Source organism: Vibrio jasicida 090810c (assembly GCF_002887615.1).
In the GTDB taxonomy this organism is placed as follows: domain Bacteria; phylum Pseudomonadota; class Gammaproteobacteria; order Enterobacterales; family Vibrionaceae; genus Vibrio; species Vibrio jasicida.
On record NZ_CP025793.1, the window covers coordinates 1,007,554 to 1,022,717 of the forward strand.

At 44.1% G+C, this 15,164-nt stretch carries 18 protein-coding genes; 14 read left to right on the plus strand and 4 right to left on the minus strand.

The genetic code is table 11. The features are described 5' to 3' along the window. Nucleotides 1-51: 51 nt before the first annotated feature. The 7 genes from rbsB (at nt 52) to C1S73_RS22210 (ending at nt 5,956) form a co-directional block, all read left to right on the plus strand. On the plus strand, nt 52-930 hold the full coding sequence (gene rbsB, locus C1S73_RS22180) for a ribose ABC transporter substrate-binding protein RbsB (protein WP_009704137.1): 879 nt from the start codon (nt 52-54) through the stop codon (nt 928-930). A gap of 204 nt (nt 931-1,134) precedes the next feature. After that, nucleotides 1,135-2,055: a ribokinase gene (gene rbsK, locus C1S73_RS22185; RefSeq protein WP_038867987.1), complete on the plus strand. Its 921-nt coding sequence runs from the start codon at nt 1,135-1,137 to the stop codon at nt 2,053-2,055. A 15-nt stretch (nt 2,056-2,070) separates the two neighbouring features. Then, on the plus strand, nt 2,071-3,081 hold the full coding sequence (locus tag C1S73_RS22190; RefSeq protein WP_005435752.1) for a substrate-binding domain-containing protein: 1,011 nt from the start codon (nt 2,071-2,073) through the stop codon (nt 3,079-3,081). Nucleotides 3,082-3,303: 222 nt separating this feature from the next. Further along, nucleotides 3,304-3,522, plus strand: a complete 219-nt coding sequence (locus C1S73_RS22195; protein ID WP_038867986.1) for a hypothetical protein — start codon at nt 3,304-3,306, stop codon at nt 3,520-3,522. A gap of 157 nt (nt 3,523-3,679) precedes the next feature. Next, nucleotides 3,680-4,417, plus strand: a complete 738-nt coding sequence (pnuC, locus tag C1S73_RS22200; RefSeq protein ID WP_005435753.1) for a nicotinamide riboside transporter PnuC — start codon at nt 3,680-3,682, stop codon at nt 4,415-4,417. Between the two features lie 4 nt (nt 4,418-4,421). Then, nucleotides 4,422-5,153 (plus strand): nucleoside phosphorylase, encoded by a 732-nt coding sequence (locus C1S73_RS22205; RefSeq protein WP_038867983.1) that lies wholly within the window; start codon nt 4,422-4,424, stop codon nt 5,151-5,153. A 122-nt stretch (nt 5,154-5,275) separates the two neighbouring features. Then, nucleotides 5,276-5,956 (plus strand): Crp/Fnr family transcriptional regulator, encoded by a 681-nt coding sequence (locus C1S73_RS22210; protein WP_038867980.1) that lies wholly within the window; start codon nt 5,276-5,278, stop codon nt 5,954-5,956. 76 nt (nt 5,957-6,032) lie between these two features. Here C1S73_RS22210 and C1S73_RS22215 read toward each other — a convergent pair whose 3' ends face one another. Then, nucleotides 6,033-6,197 (minus strand): DUF3012 domain-containing protein, encoded by a 165-nt coding sequence (locus C1S73_RS22215; RefSeq protein ID WP_078609721.1) that lies wholly within the window; start codon nt 6,195-6,197, stop codon nt 6,033-6,035. Nucleotides 6,198-6,443: 246 nt separating this feature from the next. Between C1S73_RS22215 and C1S73_RS22220 the strand changes: the two genes are divergently transcribed. From C1S73_RS22220 to vctC, 4 genes are read left to right on the plus strand one after another with little or no spacing between them, the layout of a single operon-like run. Next, complete coding sequence (locus C1S73_RS22220) at nt 6,444-7,352, plus strand: siderophore ABC transporter substrate-binding protein (protein WP_038867977.1); 909 nt, start codon at nt 6,444-6,446, stop codon at nt 7,350-7,352. A 21-nt stretch (nt 7,353-7,373) separates the two neighbouring features. After that, nucleotides 7,374-8,309 carry an iron chelate uptake ABC transporter permease subunit VctD gene (gene vctD, locus C1S73_RS22225; protein WP_038867975.1) on the plus strand — a complete coding sequence of 312 codons (936 nt, stop codon included), beginning with the start codon at nt 7,374-7,376 and terminating at the stop codon, nt 8,307-8,309. Beyond that, nucleotides 8,302-9,252 carry an iron chelate uptake ABC transporter permease subunit VctG gene (gene vctG / locus C1S73_RS22230; protein ID WP_038867974.1) on the plus strand — a complete coding sequence of 317 codons (951 nt, stop codon included), beginning with the start codon at nt 8,302-8,304 and terminating at the stop codon, nt 9,250-9,252. The genes vctD and vctG overlap by 8 nt, the downstream gene beginning before the upstream one ends. A 2-nt stretch (nt 9,253-9,254) precedes the next feature. Beyond that, entirely contained in the window at nt 9,255-10,010 is a 756-nt protein-coding gene (gene vctC / locus C1S73_RS22235; RefSeq protein ID WP_038867972.1) for an iron chelate ABC transporter ATP-binding protein VctC, read from the plus strand. A 44-nt stretch (nt 10,011-10,054) separates the two neighbouring features. Here vctC and cueR read toward each other — a convergent pair whose 3' ends face one another. After that, nucleotides 10,055-10,441: a Cu(I)-responsive transcriptional regulator gene (cueR, locus tag C1S73_RS22240; protein WP_005437780.1), complete on the minus strand. Its 387-nt coding sequence runs from the start codon at nt 10,439-10,441 to the stop codon at nt 10,055-10,057. A 374-nt stretch (nt 10,442-10,815) separates the two neighbouring features. Next, nucleotides 10,816-11,787 (minus strand): helix-turn-helix domain-containing protein, encoded by a 972-nt coding sequence (locus C1S73_RS22245; protein WP_038867969.1) that lies wholly within the window; start codon nt 11,785-11,787, stop codon nt 10,816-10,818. 116 nt (nt 11,788-11,903) lie between these two features. Here C1S73_RS22245 and C1S73_RS22250 point away from each other — a divergent pair, with 116 nt between their 5' ends. Further along, entirely contained in the window at nt 11,904-13,817 is a 1,914-nt protein-coding gene (locus C1S73_RS22250; RefSeq protein WP_038867967.1) for a TonB-dependent receptor domain-containing protein, read from the plus strand. Between the two features lie 79 nt (nt 13,818-13,896). Continuing rightward, nucleotides 13,897-14,178 carry a DUF2218 domain-containing protein gene (locus C1S73_RS22255; RefSeq protein WP_038867965.1) on the plus strand — a complete coding sequence of 94 codons (282 nt, stop codon included), beginning with the start codon at nt 13,897-13,899 and terminating at the stop codon, nt 14,176-14,178. 79 nt (nt 14,179-14,257) lie between these two features. Here C1S73_RS22255 and C1S73_RS22260 read toward each other — a convergent pair whose 3' ends face one another. Next, nucleotides 14,258-14,506, minus strand: coding sequence for a YgjV family protein (locus tag C1S73_RS22260; protein WP_038867963.1), 249 nt, complete (start codon nt 14,504-14,506; stop codon nt 14,258-14,260). 324 nt (nt 14,507-14,830) lie between these two features. Here C1S73_RS22260 and C1S73_RS22265 point away from each other — a divergent pair, with 324 nt between their 5' ends. After that, a complete protein-coding gene (locus C1S73_RS22265) occupies nt 14,831-15,094 on the plus strand; it encodes a hypothetical protein (RefSeq protein WP_038867962.1) in 264 nt (87 codons plus the stop codon). Nucleotides 15,095-15,164 lie beyond the last annotated feature (70 nt).

Genomic DNA, 15,164 nt, shown 5'->3' on the forward strand with positions numbered 1-15,164 from the left:
AATCGAGCCAGAGGACGTGTGCTGGCTCACCCTACACAAAGGACTAGAACGATGAAAAAACTCGCAACTCTTATCTCTGCTGCACTTCTTTCTTCAACCGTATCGGTAGCGGCGCACGCTCAAGATACAATGGCGATTGTAGTTTCTACACTGAATAACCCGTTCTTCGTAACGATGAAAGACGGTGCAGAAGCGAAAGCGAAAGAACTGGGATATGACTTGATTGTACTGGACTCGCAAAATGACCCGAGTAAAGAACTGTCAAACATCGAAGACCTGACGATTCGCGGCGTAAAAGCAATTCTGATTAACCCAACAGATTCAGACGCTGTGTCAAACGCGATTCGTATGGCGAACCGTTCTAAGATCCCTGTGTTGACACTAGACCGTGGAGCAAGCCGTGGTGACGTAGTGAGCCACATCGCTTCTGACAACGTAGTTGGCGGCGAAATGGCTGGTCACTACATCATGGAAAAAGTAGGTGAGAAAGCGAAAGTTATCCAACTAGAGGGTATTGCAGGTACGTCTGCGGCGCGTGAGCGTGGTGAAGGCTTCATGACAGCAGTGAAGGGCAGCAACATGGAGCTACTAGCAAGCCAACCTGCTGATTTTGACCGTACTAAAGGTCTGAACGTAATGGAAAACTTGCTTGCAGCGAATCCAGATGTTCAAGCAGTATTTGCTCAGAACGATGAGATGGCACTGGGTGCGCTTCGCGCAGTTCAGGCATCAGGTAAAGACGTAATGATCGTTGGCTTCGACGGTACTGATGATGGTATCGCTGCTGTAAACCGTGGCAAGCTAGCTGCGACGATCGCACAACAACCAGATCTTATTGGTGCGTTGGGTGTAGAAACTGCAGCGAAAGTATTGAAAGGCGAGAAGGTTGAGGAGTACATTCCTGTTCCGCTTAAAGTCGTGACTAAGTAAGTTTAGCTCCCGACTCAGTGATTCTTCTTTGTTGAAGATAACGGAATGACCCAATGAGTGTGTTGGGTCATTCCAAACAACGAAAGCGGTACGTTAGAAAATCAAATCTAGTTGAATCGTAATACGCTTACGTTTTTTCAAAGAGCGTAAACCTATTACTCCTGTTCAAATATAAAGGGTTCAATCAGAACCGAGGATAACCGTATGAATAAGTTAGTGGTGTTAGGTAGTGTAAACGCTGACCATGTTCTTCAAGTGCCTTCTTTCCCTCGCCCAGGCGAGACGCTACATGGTCGCAACTATCAAGTTATCCCAGGTGGCAAAGGTGCCAACCAAGCTGTTGCGGCAGCTCGATTAAACGCAGACATCGGTTTTATTGCGTGTGTGGGTGATGATTCGTTCGGCATCAACATTCGTGAGAACTTCAAAATGGATGGCATCGACATCACTGGTGTGAAGATGCAGCCAAACTGTCCAACGGGCATTGCCATGATTCAAGTGGCGGACAGTGGCGAGAACAGCATTTGTATCTCAGCAGAAGCCAACGCAAAGCTGACTGCAGAGGCGATTGAGCCCGATCTAGAGCGCATTCGTCAGGCTGATTACTTGTTGATGCAACTAGAAACGCCAATGTGCGGCATCGAGAAAGCAGCGCGAATCGCGAAAGATGCCAAGACCAACGTGATTCTTAACCCTGCACCAGCTCGCGAGCTGTCAGATGAATTACTGTCTTGCATTGATGTGATTACACCAAACGAAACGGAAGCGGAAGTGCTAACAGGCGTGACGGTAGCAGACGATGACAGTGCACAAGAAGCGGCGAACATCCTGCATTCGAAAGGCATTGAAATCGTCATGATCACGCTGGGTGCGAAAGGGGTGTGGTTGAGTCAAAACGGTCGTGGTGAAATCATTCCTGGCTTCCGCGTAGAAGTAACAGATACCACTGCGGCGGGCGATACGTTTAATGGGGCATTAGTCACTGGTTTATTGGAAGACTTACCTTTAGAATCAGCGATTAAGTTTGCCCACGCAGCAGCCGCGATCTCAGTAACTCGCTTTGGCGCGCAAACCTCCATTCCAACCCGCAAAGAGGTTGAGGAGTTTCTGGCTCAACACCAATAATCTAGGAGTAATAACATGGCAACGATGAAAGACATCGCAAAACTGGCAGGGGTTTCCACTTCAACTGTGAGCCATGTTATTAACAAAACTCGCTTTGTCAGCGAAGAGATCTCCGAACGAGTCAACAACGCTGCCAAAGAACTCAATTACTACGCGCCGTCTGCTTTGGCGCGTAGTCTCAAAGTGAACCGCACCAAAACCATTGGTATGCTAGTGACCACCTCAACCAACCCATTTTTCGGTGAAGTCGTAAAAGGTGTTGAGCGCAGTTGCTACCACAAAGGTTACAGTCTGATCCTGTGTAACACTGAAGGTGATAACGAGCGAATGCGTGAATCTATCAATACGCTGTTGCAAAAGCGCGTTGATGGCCTGATTTTGATGTGTTCATCGTTAGAAGGGGAGCGTATTGATGTATTCGAACGTTACCCTGATATTCCGGTTGTAGTGATGGATTGGGGCCCTATGCTGTTCACCAGCGATAAGATCCAAGACAACTCACTTCGTGGTGGTTATCTTGCAGCTAAATACCTTATCGACTGCGGCCACCAAGAGATTGGTTGTATTACAGGTCCACTAATCAAGCATCAAGCGCAAATGCGTTACGAAGGCTACAAGCGAGCGATGATCGAAGCTGAGCTTGAATTCAATGCAAACTGGATTGTTGAATCTGACTTTGAATGTGAGGGTGGTTATCAAGCCTTCAAGAAAATGGCGGAACGTGGTCCATTACCAAGCTCGATTTTTGTCTCCAACGACATGATGGCAATGGGCGCAATTAACGCGGCTAACGAGCTAGGCATTAAAATTCCAGAGCAGTTATCCATTATTGGCTACGATGACATCCATATCGCCAAATTCATGTCTCCATCTTTGACAACAATTCACCAACCGAAATACCGTCTAGGGCAAGCTGCAGTCGAAACCTTATTGCGAAAACTGGATGATAAATCTGATGAAGCTCAGGTTGTACAGCTTGAACCTACATTGGTTGAGCGTAACAGTGTGAAGTGTCTCTCCGAATAAAGAAGTTATTCGTACTCAATTAGTTATTTATCTAAACTTATAATGGTTAGCTTTCTGAATGGATTTAGAAAGTAAATGCCTTCTTTTTACATAATAAGCCCATCAAAGTGTGATTTTTTGCGCGTAAAGTGAAAGACATCGTGTAGAAATTCACAGGAAAGCTTATTATTAGAAGAGTCTATAAATAGATTTATAAATTATTGTGGTGAATGGAATTTTTTTATGTTTGTTAAGAGATACGCACAGTATTCAACTAAGAGACCTTGGTTTCATCGTATCAATGTAATGTTGGTATTGTTCGTATTTGTAGTCAGTGTTTATGAACTGCTCGCAAACGAAGAATTCGTCTATTTGTCGGGCATCGCTTTTACGTTCATTGCAACTGCATTTTTTGCCTCTGCGTCCTCTTTCAAAAAGCGCTATTTAGGGCATGAGTCGTAAACAATTTAAGGTGACAAGTGCCATCAAAGCACTTTAAAACAATTATTGATCTGATTTATGATCGGATACATCAAAGGGAGGACAAATGTCCTCCTTTTTGTTTGCTGCGAGGCAATAAGATGAGCGCATCCCAAGCACAATAATAAAGGACACCTTCATGGACCTATTTGCCCTGTTAGACATCAACAACACCCTTGTTAATATTCCCATTGGTGGTGGCTATGCAATGAGCTGGATCGAAGCGTTTGGTACGGTTTTCGGTCTGCTTTGTATTTGGTTTGCGAGCCAAGAAAAAACCATTAACTACTTGTTCGGTCTGCTGAACGTAACACTTTTTGCCGTTATCTTTTTCCAGATTCAGCTTTACGGATTGCTTCTGCTTCAACTGTTCTTCTTCTGCGCCAACATCTATGGCTGGTATGCATGGACAAGACCAAATGCACAAGGTGAGACACTTGAGGTTCGTTGGTTAAGCAAACAGAAGCTGATCGCGACAGGTTCAGTAAGCATTGTTGCGATTGCGATGTTAACGATTTACATCGACCCATTCTTCTTTGCGTTGGCTAACATTGCCGTTGATACGCTAAATGTGTTCGGTGCAGGTTTGTCTGAGCCTGTCTTAGAGCCAGATGCTTTCCCATTCTGGGATGCAACCATGACCGTGCTTTCTATCGTGGCGCAAATCTTGATGACACGTAAGTACGTTGAGAACTGGATTCTTTGGGTCGTAATCAACATCATCAGCGTTGGTATTTACGCGACACAAGGTGTGTACGCAATGTCGGTTCAATACGCAATTCTCATGTTCATCGCAGCAAACGGTACAAGAGAGTGGGCACGTAGCGCAAAACGCAACGGTGAGAAGACCCTAACTCAAGCGACAGCTCAAGGTTAAACCAATGATGAAACAACCTCATATTGGCGTAGACAGCACTCAAATAGCACCTCGAGTGATCGTGTGTGGTGAGCCAGATCGAGCAAACCGTATTGCCGCGTTATTTGATAACGCAGAACTGGTCTCTGAAAACCGTGAGTATCGAGTGTTTACGGGGACATACCGAGGTCAGCGCGTATCAGTGTGTAGTACGGGTATCGGCGCTCCATCGATGATCATTGCGGTGGAAGAGCTAAAACAGTGTGGTGTGACAGATGTGATTCGAGTGGGATCGGCTGGCGCGATGCAATCTGGCATTCAACTTGGTGGGTTGATTGTGGCTGAAGGCGCAGTGAGAGACGAAGGTGGCTCGAAAGCGTACGTTCGCTCTTCTTATCCGGCTTACGCAAGCTTTTCGTTACTGAAAGCGCTGGACAGCTATTTAGCCGAAAATGAGGCGTGCTATCATTTAGGCGTGGTTCGTTCTCATGACAGCTTCTATACCGACGACGAAGAAACGATCTGCGAGTACTGGAACAAGAAAGGCATTCTCGGTGCGGATATGGAAACCTCAGCTCTGTTTACCGTCGGTAGGCTGCGTGGTTTGAATGTAGCCTCCATTCTGAACAATGTGGTTTTGTATCAGCAGGATGTGAAAGAAGGTGTAGGGCAGTACGTAGATGAAGCGCAAGTGATGATGGAAGGGGAGCGTTTAGCGTCTTACGCTGCTCTTGAAGCCTTAATTGCACAGGGTTAACCAGATCACAGCTTAGTTAATTTATTAAGCGGCACCTTGGTGTCGCTTTTTTATTGGCTGTCATCAAACGATTCTAGCGAGTACAATCTATTTGAGATTGTTGTCATTAAAGAGAAACTCACGTGAAAATAAGCCCTTATCCGACTGGACGTTTCAAAAGCTATCTAGAACAGAAAAGTGCCGAGTTTCGTGACTTAATCTATCAATGCCAAATCGGCAGTCGATACTTTGACTCTGGTGAAGAGATCCTTCGCCAAGGTGAACAACTTCAATATCTCTATGTTGTGCCAGTCGGTCGAGTTTCGATGAGCATCATTGCTGCTAATGGACGTCGTTTCCAACTGGGTGAAGCCAATTGCGATTATCATATCTATGGTGAAATGGAGTACTTCACCCAAACGCCTTGCCAATGGAATGTGGTAGCTGATGAACACATGCAAGTGGATATCATCTGTATTCAAAAACTGACTGAGACGTTGCATCAACAACCTGACATGATGTTCTTCTTTGCCTCTGCTTTGGCGGAGGATTATCAGGATTCGATGGACATCTACACCAATCGCTTGTTACACCCAATTACTTACAACATTGCTTATGATTTGTTGGTGCAAAAACAGACTAATACCTTGTTGGGTGGATTTGGCAAAGTAAACCAAGAAGCCGAAAGATTTGGCACTTCCGGGCGTGTTTATCGCCGAGCGGTGAAAGATTTAATGGACAAGGGTTTGATCAGAAAGGGCGAACAGGGGCTAGAGATTGTTGATGAACTTGCACTAAAAGCGTTTCTTGATGCCTACGAGTAGCCCGCACGATTCCATTTTAAAAATAAAAGCTGCGGGCTATCTGGTTGATCTGTTATTCAATCAGAACAATGTGTGTTTATTCTGATTTAAAAACACAATTTTTAGCAAAATCAGACGCTTCGTTAGCAGTCCATTCGCCTTTTGGCTTTTCTTTCATGTCGTTACACCACGCTTCACTGCCCACCTCTGTACAAGCCATCAGTTGCGCTGCGACAAAAACCATTAATGCTAACTTCTTCATTTTCTAATCCTTTTTGATAAGACTTGTTTTGAAGTATAAGCACTCGATCACGAGATAAACATGAAAATTATTATTTTGAGCTTACCGTCTCAAATCCGATATAGATACAGTGTAATTTGTTGATTTATTAAGCCAATTTAGAAGTGTAACGAATGTAAAGTTATTAAATAATCGGTTGAATGCCTATGTGAGTAACGATATATTGCGAATGCGCATGATAATGGATCTCATTTAAGGTTTAAAATAATGGAAAAACTCGTCAGTGCGGCTCTTGTTTCGCTGCTCACAATCTCACCTGCTTTTGCTGCAACCGTCAACATCGATCACTACATGGGAACGACAGAAGTCGAACAATCACCAAAGCGTGTGGTTGTGATTGGCTTTGGCCCTCTTGATATGCTCGATAGCTTTAATATCGATCCTGTTGCAGTCTCGAATGCCTCGCATCTTCCTAAATACTTATCGAAATACAATAAAGACAATTACACCTCTGCTGGTAGTTTGTTTGAACCAGATTTCGAAACGATCTATATGCAAAAACCAGATTTGATTTTGGTTGGTCCTCGTGGTTCATCGAAATACGATGAGTTAAGTGAAATTGCCCCAACAGTCGTTTTTGCATCAGGAGAGAAAGAAGATTACTGGCAGGGCACAAAAGCACAATGGCGTAATCTTGGTAAGATCTTCAACATAGAGGATAAGGTTGAGCAAAAAATCGAAAACTTGGATGCACAGTTCAAGGCGATTCGCGAATACAACCAAACCAATAATAATGATGCGCTCACGATTTTGAGTATCGGAGACAACATCAGTGCATTCGGTGCGAAGTCTCGTTTTGGCGCGATTTACACAGATTTTGGCTTTACTGAAACAGTGAAGAACCTCAAAACAGGAACGCACGGTGACGTCATTTCTTACGAGTTTATCCGCGAAGCTAACCCGAAAAATATTCTAGTCATTGATAGAAACTCACTTCATGCAAAGTCTGACAATGACCTCGCTAAAGCGTTGGATAACGATTTGGTTAAAGCAACTTCGGCTTACAAGAACAAGAAAATAACCTTCCTAGATGTTGATGCATGGTACTTAGCAATGTCTGGCGTAACAGCAACGGAAAAGATGGTGAGTGAAATCAAACACACGATCGATCTGTAAAAAAGCTAGCTGAGGTTAACTTTGAAAAAGTTGTTGCTTGTTCTTATTGTTCTAAGCGTCGCATCGTTGTTTGTTGGGGTGGCAAATATGACACCCCAACAGTTGTTTTCGGGCGATGCAAAAGCAATAGAACTCTTCTTTACTAGCCGAATTCCGCGTCTATTTGCCATTCTTCTTGCCGGAGCAGGGCTGAGCATCGCTGGATTAGTGATGCAGCAAATTAGCCAAAACCGATTTGCCGCGCCTTCAACAACGGGCACGATTGAGTGTGCCATGCTCGGTTACGTAATGAGTGTGGTGTTTTTTGGTAATGGCGAACAGCTTTGGCTTGTCTTTGCAGTCTCTATTCTGGGTACCTTGATGTTCGTCCAGTTCATTCAACGCATCCAATTCAAAAGTGTCGTGTTTGTGCCGCTCGTCGGCATCATCTTTGGTAACGTTGTTGACGCCGTTACTACTTTCATTGCCTACAAATACGATGCACTACAAAGTCTTTCAGCGTGGAGCGTAGCGAATTTTGCCAACATTTTACGTGGTGACTTTGAGCTGCTTTACATTGCTGTTCCCGTCGCCCTTTTAAGTTACCTATTTGCTGCGCGTATCTCTGCTGTTGGCATTGGTAAAGACTTTGCAGTAAACCTTGGTCTTAATTATCAGCAAGTGGTGACGTTAGGTGTACTTTTGGTATCGGTAATGTCTGCCAGCGTTGTGATGATCGTTGGTCAACTGCCGTTTCTTGGACTTATTGTTCCAAACTTAGTCAGTTACTTCTATGGCGACAATCTTAAACGCAATATCCCGCTTACTGCTATGTATGGGGCAATACTCGTTTTGGCGTGTGACTTGGTTAGCCGATTGATCATCTTCCCTCATGAAATGCCGATTTCAATCGTGATCAGCATCTTAGGCGGGGTGGTGTTTATCGCGATGTTGCTACGAGGTAAGCAAAGTGCGTGATTCCAAGAAACTGTTCTTATTGGCAGCCGTCGCCCTGCTTTTTGCGTTTTTGTTTATTGGTATTGGCTTAACGGCAGATAACTACCAGTACTTTTTGTCGCGACGCGTGCCTAAAGTGTTAGCCATGGTATTGGCGGGTATTGCGATTGCTCAATCTTCGTTGGTGTTCCAAACCATTACCCACAACCGGATTCTTACTCCAAGCATCATGGGGTTTGATGCGTTGTATGTGTTAACGCAAGTGCTGATTGTTTTGTTGTTTGGTGGTTTAAGCGCGCTTGTTCTGAATGTCTACATCAACTTCTCGATTGCTGTGCTGGTCATGGTGGGATTTTCGCTGTTGCTGTTTGGTTTTTATTTTTCAAAAGGCGGGCGCAATCTCATCACTTTGTTGTTGGTGGGGCTGATCTTTGGGCAGTTGTTTAGCAATATTGCGGTGTTCTTCTCCCTTCTTATGGATCCAAATACGTTTGCGTTTGTGCAATCTAAACTGTACGCCAGCTTCAACAATGTGAAGGTGAACTTGGTGTATCTCAGCTCGCCAATATTACTCATCGCTTGCTGGTTGCTGTATCGCATGCATCGCACTTTAGATGTTTTTTGGCTAGACCAAGACAACGCTAAGAGTCTAGGGGTTGAAGTCCCTAAAGTGACGCGCAATGTCTTTATTCTCTCTGCGGTTCTCATTGCCATTTCGACGGCTTTAGTCGGGCCAATCATGTTCTTTGGTTTATTGGTGACGAACTTGAGCCGTGAAATGTTCCACTCTTACCAGCATCGTACCTTGTTAGTCGGTTGTTCATTGATGGCAATTTGTGCCTTGTTGTCGGGGCAGTGGATTATAGAAAACCTATTTTCATTTGAAACGACGCTGAGCGTGGTGATTAACTTTATTGGTGGTATCTACTTCTTGTATCTACTGCTGAAAAACAAAGTCGTATAAACATGATAGTTATAGATAAATTAACCAAAGCATTTGGTTCTAACAAAGTGGTTGATGGTGCGGATACCCAATTTGAGAAAGGGAAGGTGACATCGATTATTGGTCCAAACGGAGCAGGAAAGAGTACCTTGCTGTCCATGGCGTCACGATTGACCGAGCGAGATGGCGGTAGTGTCATGATTGACTGCAAAGAGATTGCGGAATGGGACACCAAAGAGCTCGCAAAAAAGCTGGCGGTGTTACGCCAAGCAAACACGATTACGATGCGCTTTACCGTAAAAGAATTGGTCTCGTTTGGGCGATTCCCTTATTCAAAAGGCAACTTGTCCAAAGATGACCATGCGATCATCGACCAAGCAATTGACTACTTAGACCTAAAAGAAATTCAAGATAAGTTCTTAGATGAATTGAGTGGTGGTCAACGACAGTTGGCGTTTATTGCGATGGTGATTGCCCAAGATACGGATTATGTTTTCCTCGATGAACCATTGAATAATCTTGATATCAAGCACTCGCTACAGATCATGAAAGTCGTTCAGCGCCTTGCTCACGATATGAATAAAGCCATGGTTGTGGTGATTCATGATATTAACTTTGCGGCTTGTTACTCCGACGAGATCCTTGCGCTGAAGAAGGGCAAAGTGGTTGCCACTGGCAAAGTGGAGGAGGTGATTCAGGCATCCACGTTGGAAGATATCTACGAGACACCTTTTAATATCATTGAGCTTAATGGCAAGCGTATGTGCACTTACCATTAAAGCTATATCCATTAAATTAAAACGAAATAGAAAGGTTGGCGAGCTTACTTGGTGAGCTCGTCAATGATTGGACATCGGCTCTCGGCATCGCCTGGGCAAGATGAAACCCAACCTTCTAATTGCTTTTTAATCTCCAACAAGTGAGCGATCTTTTGCTCAACTTCATGAAGCTTATCCATCGTACGCGCTTTCACTTCGCTGCTCTTGCGATTTGGGTTGTGCGCCAGTTGAACGAACTCTTTGCATTCTTGCAGTGAGAATCCTGCGTTTTTCGCTCGAGAAACAAGGTTGAGCTCTTGGATGTGTTTGTCAGAATATTCGCGATAGCCTGAATCGCTGCGAGCCGGTGACGAGATGATGCCTTTGTCTTCGTACATACGAATCGACTTAGAAGACAACCCTGTTAATTTCGCAACTGCACCAATATTCATGATGACCTCTGTATTTCAGAAAACCTTTCTCGCGAGTATAACGCCAAGTGTTTATCTTCCCAAATGGCTTTGAGAGCAAACCTATTTTGTGGAGTTTATACCCAAGTAACCTCGAGATGCTAGGTTCAGCGAGAATGACTTGGTTTGTAGACGCGGCGGCGATTTAAAGATCTAGTCATTCTAAATCAAGAATCGGCAACAAAGTATACAAACCAAGGCAGCTCGCCCTTTGGGAGCGTGTCATTGACCCGATTGCTGCGTCAAACAACTTGGAAAGAGCTAGCTATTACACTGCGTTGTTTTCCTTACTCTCGAATCAATGACAACGCTCTGAATCCTGCATCTTGAAGTCACTTGGGTATATATGGATACCATCAATGGCTGTTTACGACCTCGTGCGGCGGAACACCAAACACTTTCTTGAAGGCGTTGGTAAAGTTCGATGGGTGGTGATAACCCGCCTCGTATGCTGCTTCTGTGATGGTGACTAATCCACGCTCCAAGTGCTGACGAGCGATCTCTAAGCGGCGGTGACGGATATAACCGTTGATGGTCATATTAAAAGATTGTTTAAAGCGACGCTGGAGGTTAGAGACGCTCATCGAGAACTGTTCTGCTAAGCGTTCTAAGGTTAAATCTTCTTCGAGGTGTGTTTCTATATAACTGACTACATCCTCGATTCGAGCATCGCCAGAACGCTTTTTCTCTTCGCACTCTGCGCAGTAGTCGTCTGGCATTTGCCCAATCGAGTGGGAGAGCACTTGGTAGATCAAACTCTCTACCCCGATACGATCTTTCATGTTTGTCGGAGATTCATGTTGAGTGAGAGCTCGTGTCAAATCAATTAACGTCTCATTAAGCTCCAGCGTGTAAAAGGCTTGGTGAGTTTCAATAAAGCGCTTGTGACCGCAATGTCCCGCCATTCTCGATTCCAACCAAGGTGGCTTAATAAGAATATTAATCTTATTCATTCGGTTGTTTTGAATCAGCGAGCGGCGGAAGTTTGCAAGCTTAGCTAGGTTAACAACCACGCCTTGTGGGCCTTTGCTTGCGTCAAAATTAAATTGGAGGTCGTCGTAACCAAAAGAGAGTTTCCCCTCCAACAAAATGGTAATCAGTAGGGCAGAGTGTGCGGTTGAAACGATATTCGAATCGACTAATTCAATGCAACGTCCGCCATGAACAAAGATTTGGTCGTTGTATTGGTAGGAGAGGAATTGGCCTTCCGCGAGTTGGGTTTGATTACTTTGACCTTGGGTTACAATGATCTGTTTTTCAGTCTGATCAAGCTTTTTGGTTAGAGCCACTTTGGCAATTTTAGTTCTTTTTTTGGTCTCTTCCGCCATTTGACGTTTCCTCATAACACCTATGCGATTTCGCATAAGTGATTCGTCTTTGTATTTATCAATAGCGACCCTATCATACGTGAGAATTATTATCATTTATATTTAGGAAGACGTTTATGGAAAGCCCAGTTAGCTCACCAATTAAGCTTTCAAGCCTATGCCTAGCAGTCGGGGTGGCGCTTGCTCATCCCGCTTTAGCCCAAGATCAAGATTCTCACTTCGAAGAGGTAGTGGTATGGGGTACGAAGGTATCCAGTAACACCGAATCAATGTTTGCCGACGATATGTCGCTAAAACAAGCTGACCACATGTCTGATTTGCTTCGTGATATTCCCGGCGTTGACGTGGGCGGTACACATTCTGTCAATCAACGTATCACCATTCGTGGTCTTGGTGAAACCGATCTTGATATCCGTTTAGACGGCGCCTCTCAGCATGCCAACATGTTCCACCATATTGGGAACCTTACACTCAACCCAGACATTCTAAAGTCAGCAGATATCCAAGTGGGTAATAACTCAGTTACTCAAAGCGGTCTTGGTGGTTCAGTGTACTTTGAGACTAAAGATGCTCGTGATCTGCTGCGTTACGATGAAAACTTTGGTGCTCGCGTATACGGCGGTTATGCGTCTAACGACAACCAACAAGGTTCCCTAACACTTTATGGATTACTGTCTGAAAACGTGGACGCGATGGTCTATGGTCACTACGTAACACGTGATGACTTTAAAGATGGTGATGGCAATAAAACCTTTGGTGCGGAAGGAGATGTTTACAACATCTTAGGTAAGCTCGGCTATGAGTTTGGTGATATCCACCGACTAGAAATCTCATACGATATGTATCGTGACACGGTCACATTAAGTTATGAGCTTCGTGGTGAGCAACACCAAGGGGACGTCACGTTATATAACACTGAAACCGAAATCGTCCGTGATGAATCTGTCATGGCGCCGCGTTGGCCAGCAAACCGTTTATCGAACAATACCGCGAAAAACCAGAACTTTGGCTTAAGTGCAAAATTCCAATCGTTGCTCACTATGGGGAACTTTGATCATCGCGCGACTTACGGCCTTGATTACATGGATAAAACTTCTGAAAGTTACTATGGCAGTAGCAAGTTCATGGATGAATCTGCGGTTTCTACAGCTTTGTTCGTCGAAGACCAATTCTTTATCTCGGATGCGCTTTCGATCACGGCCGGCCTACGATTTGACGACTACCAACGCAAAGCAGAAACAGCTAACAACGATTACGACAAAGTGACATGGGCACTAGCGGCAGAGTGGGCAGTAACACAAGACTGGACACTGTTTGCAAGTTCTCGTTCGCTCTTTAAAGGTCCAGAACTGATGGAAACTTTTATTGCTTACCAAGATGTGGCTTACCTACAAGATGGTTTGAAACCAGAAACGGGACTCAATACCCAAGGTGGTGTTCGTTTCAATAAGACGGTAAATGAACACACATTTGGCGCAAACCTAACCGTGTTCCAAACCGATATTGATGACTACATTGCAGAAGCGTATCAAGGAGCGACTCAAACATACCTTATTTACAATGAAGGTGATGTCGAGATCAAAGGTTTTGAAGCAAGCGCTTTCTACGGTTACGAAAGCTTCGGCAGCAAGCTGTCTTATTCTAAATCGGATACGAAGAACAAAGATACGGGCGGCCCAGTAGTTGGTGGTAATGGCCGTAGTATTGACATGGGGGACAGTATCGCTTTAACGCTGGATTACCAATCTGATTCGTTAGAAACCATTTTCGGCTGGAACTCAATGTTTGTGCTCGAGGAAGATAACGTGTTTGACGGCCAACCTAAGAAAGACAGTTACGATGTTCACAACTTGTACGCACAATGGGTACCTTCTGACGTTGATGGGCTATCGGTCACCTTTGGTATTGATAACGTATTTGATGAGCTCTACACATCCCACGCCTCTCGCTCAGGCACTGCAAGGGGGATTACGTTAGACGATTACGAACCTGGGCGTAACTACAAGTTGTCTGCCGCTTATCAATTCTAACTCTAAGGGCAATAACAACAACCTTAGATGTTTGGCTCTCGTACGAGAGCCTTTTTTATGAAAGGGACAAGGGACTGAAATGATCAAAGAAACCACTGTAATTGAAAGCGAGCATGCGGCGAAATATCTCGTGACTTTGTGTCGCCACTTTGCGCGTAAAGTGCCGGCGACTTGGAATGATGAAAAAGGTTTGGTGACATTTCCTGTTGGAAATACGGAGTTTAAGTTAGAAGGGGAGCGTTTACTGATAACTTGTGAGGCGGATTCTGAAGAGTCATTGGAAAAAGTGAAGGGCGTTGTATCGGTTCATGTAGAAATGTTCTCCCGCCGCGAAACTCTGGAGTTAAACTGGATACGCTAACGAAAGCGAATCGGCACTCGCGACCAAAAACAAAAAGCCCGTAAGCATGATACTTACGGGCTTTCTAAAATCATTTCTACTAGGCTTCTTCAGGCGCTAGGCTTTTTTTTTCCTGCTGCATTTTAGCAAGGAAGTACACGTTAACACATGCAATAAAACCATTTGTTAGCACAACAGGCCATGCATCAATCATTAGACCGTATGCAGTGAACAGTGCACAGCCGATGAAGTTTAGGATACGTAGTTTAACGATGTCTTTCATAGTCAGCGAAATAGCAACCATGATTGATGCCGCGTAACCTAAAATCTCAACCATATTCATCTCCATTATTTGACCCTCTTAAATCTGCCGAATGTTTTCGGTACCTATTCTTCTCATCTTGAGATTAGCGAGGAAGCTCCATGCCTCGAATGGTCTTGTTTGTTCTGATGGGTGAACTATAGCAATGGAAAAATCGTGATGAAAGCCTCAAATCAAGGTTAAGAGAAGGTTAGCGATTACGCAAACGTTTAGGAAAGAAATTGTTGATAATTTTACTTATTATGTTGATTGATAATAACGATTCAAATGATAGACAAAACAAAGTTGAAGCAATGACAACAATGACATAATATTGAAAATGAGAATCATTATTAATTAAAGAATTGAGTTATGCCTGTTGCTATTAGTTTTCTGTATTCGCTTGCTTTGATGATGCGTACCAAACCTCATTCGTGGGGCGTGGTTATTCATATTATGACGCACGTTGTCATGTTGCTTGTGATTCCTTCTGACTATGCAATCCAATACTTGATGGTCATGTTCTTCTCTTCTCCCTTACTGATCAGGCTCGCCAAGCGTTCTTCTAGTTTTGACATTTTGTTCGCTTTTCTACCGCTTTTGATTGGCACCGGCGGCCTTGTTCTCAGTCATTAAGCTGATTCAATTTCTAGTTTTCATGCAAACTAACTAAACTTTAATTAATAAGCTATTATTTTCATATGCT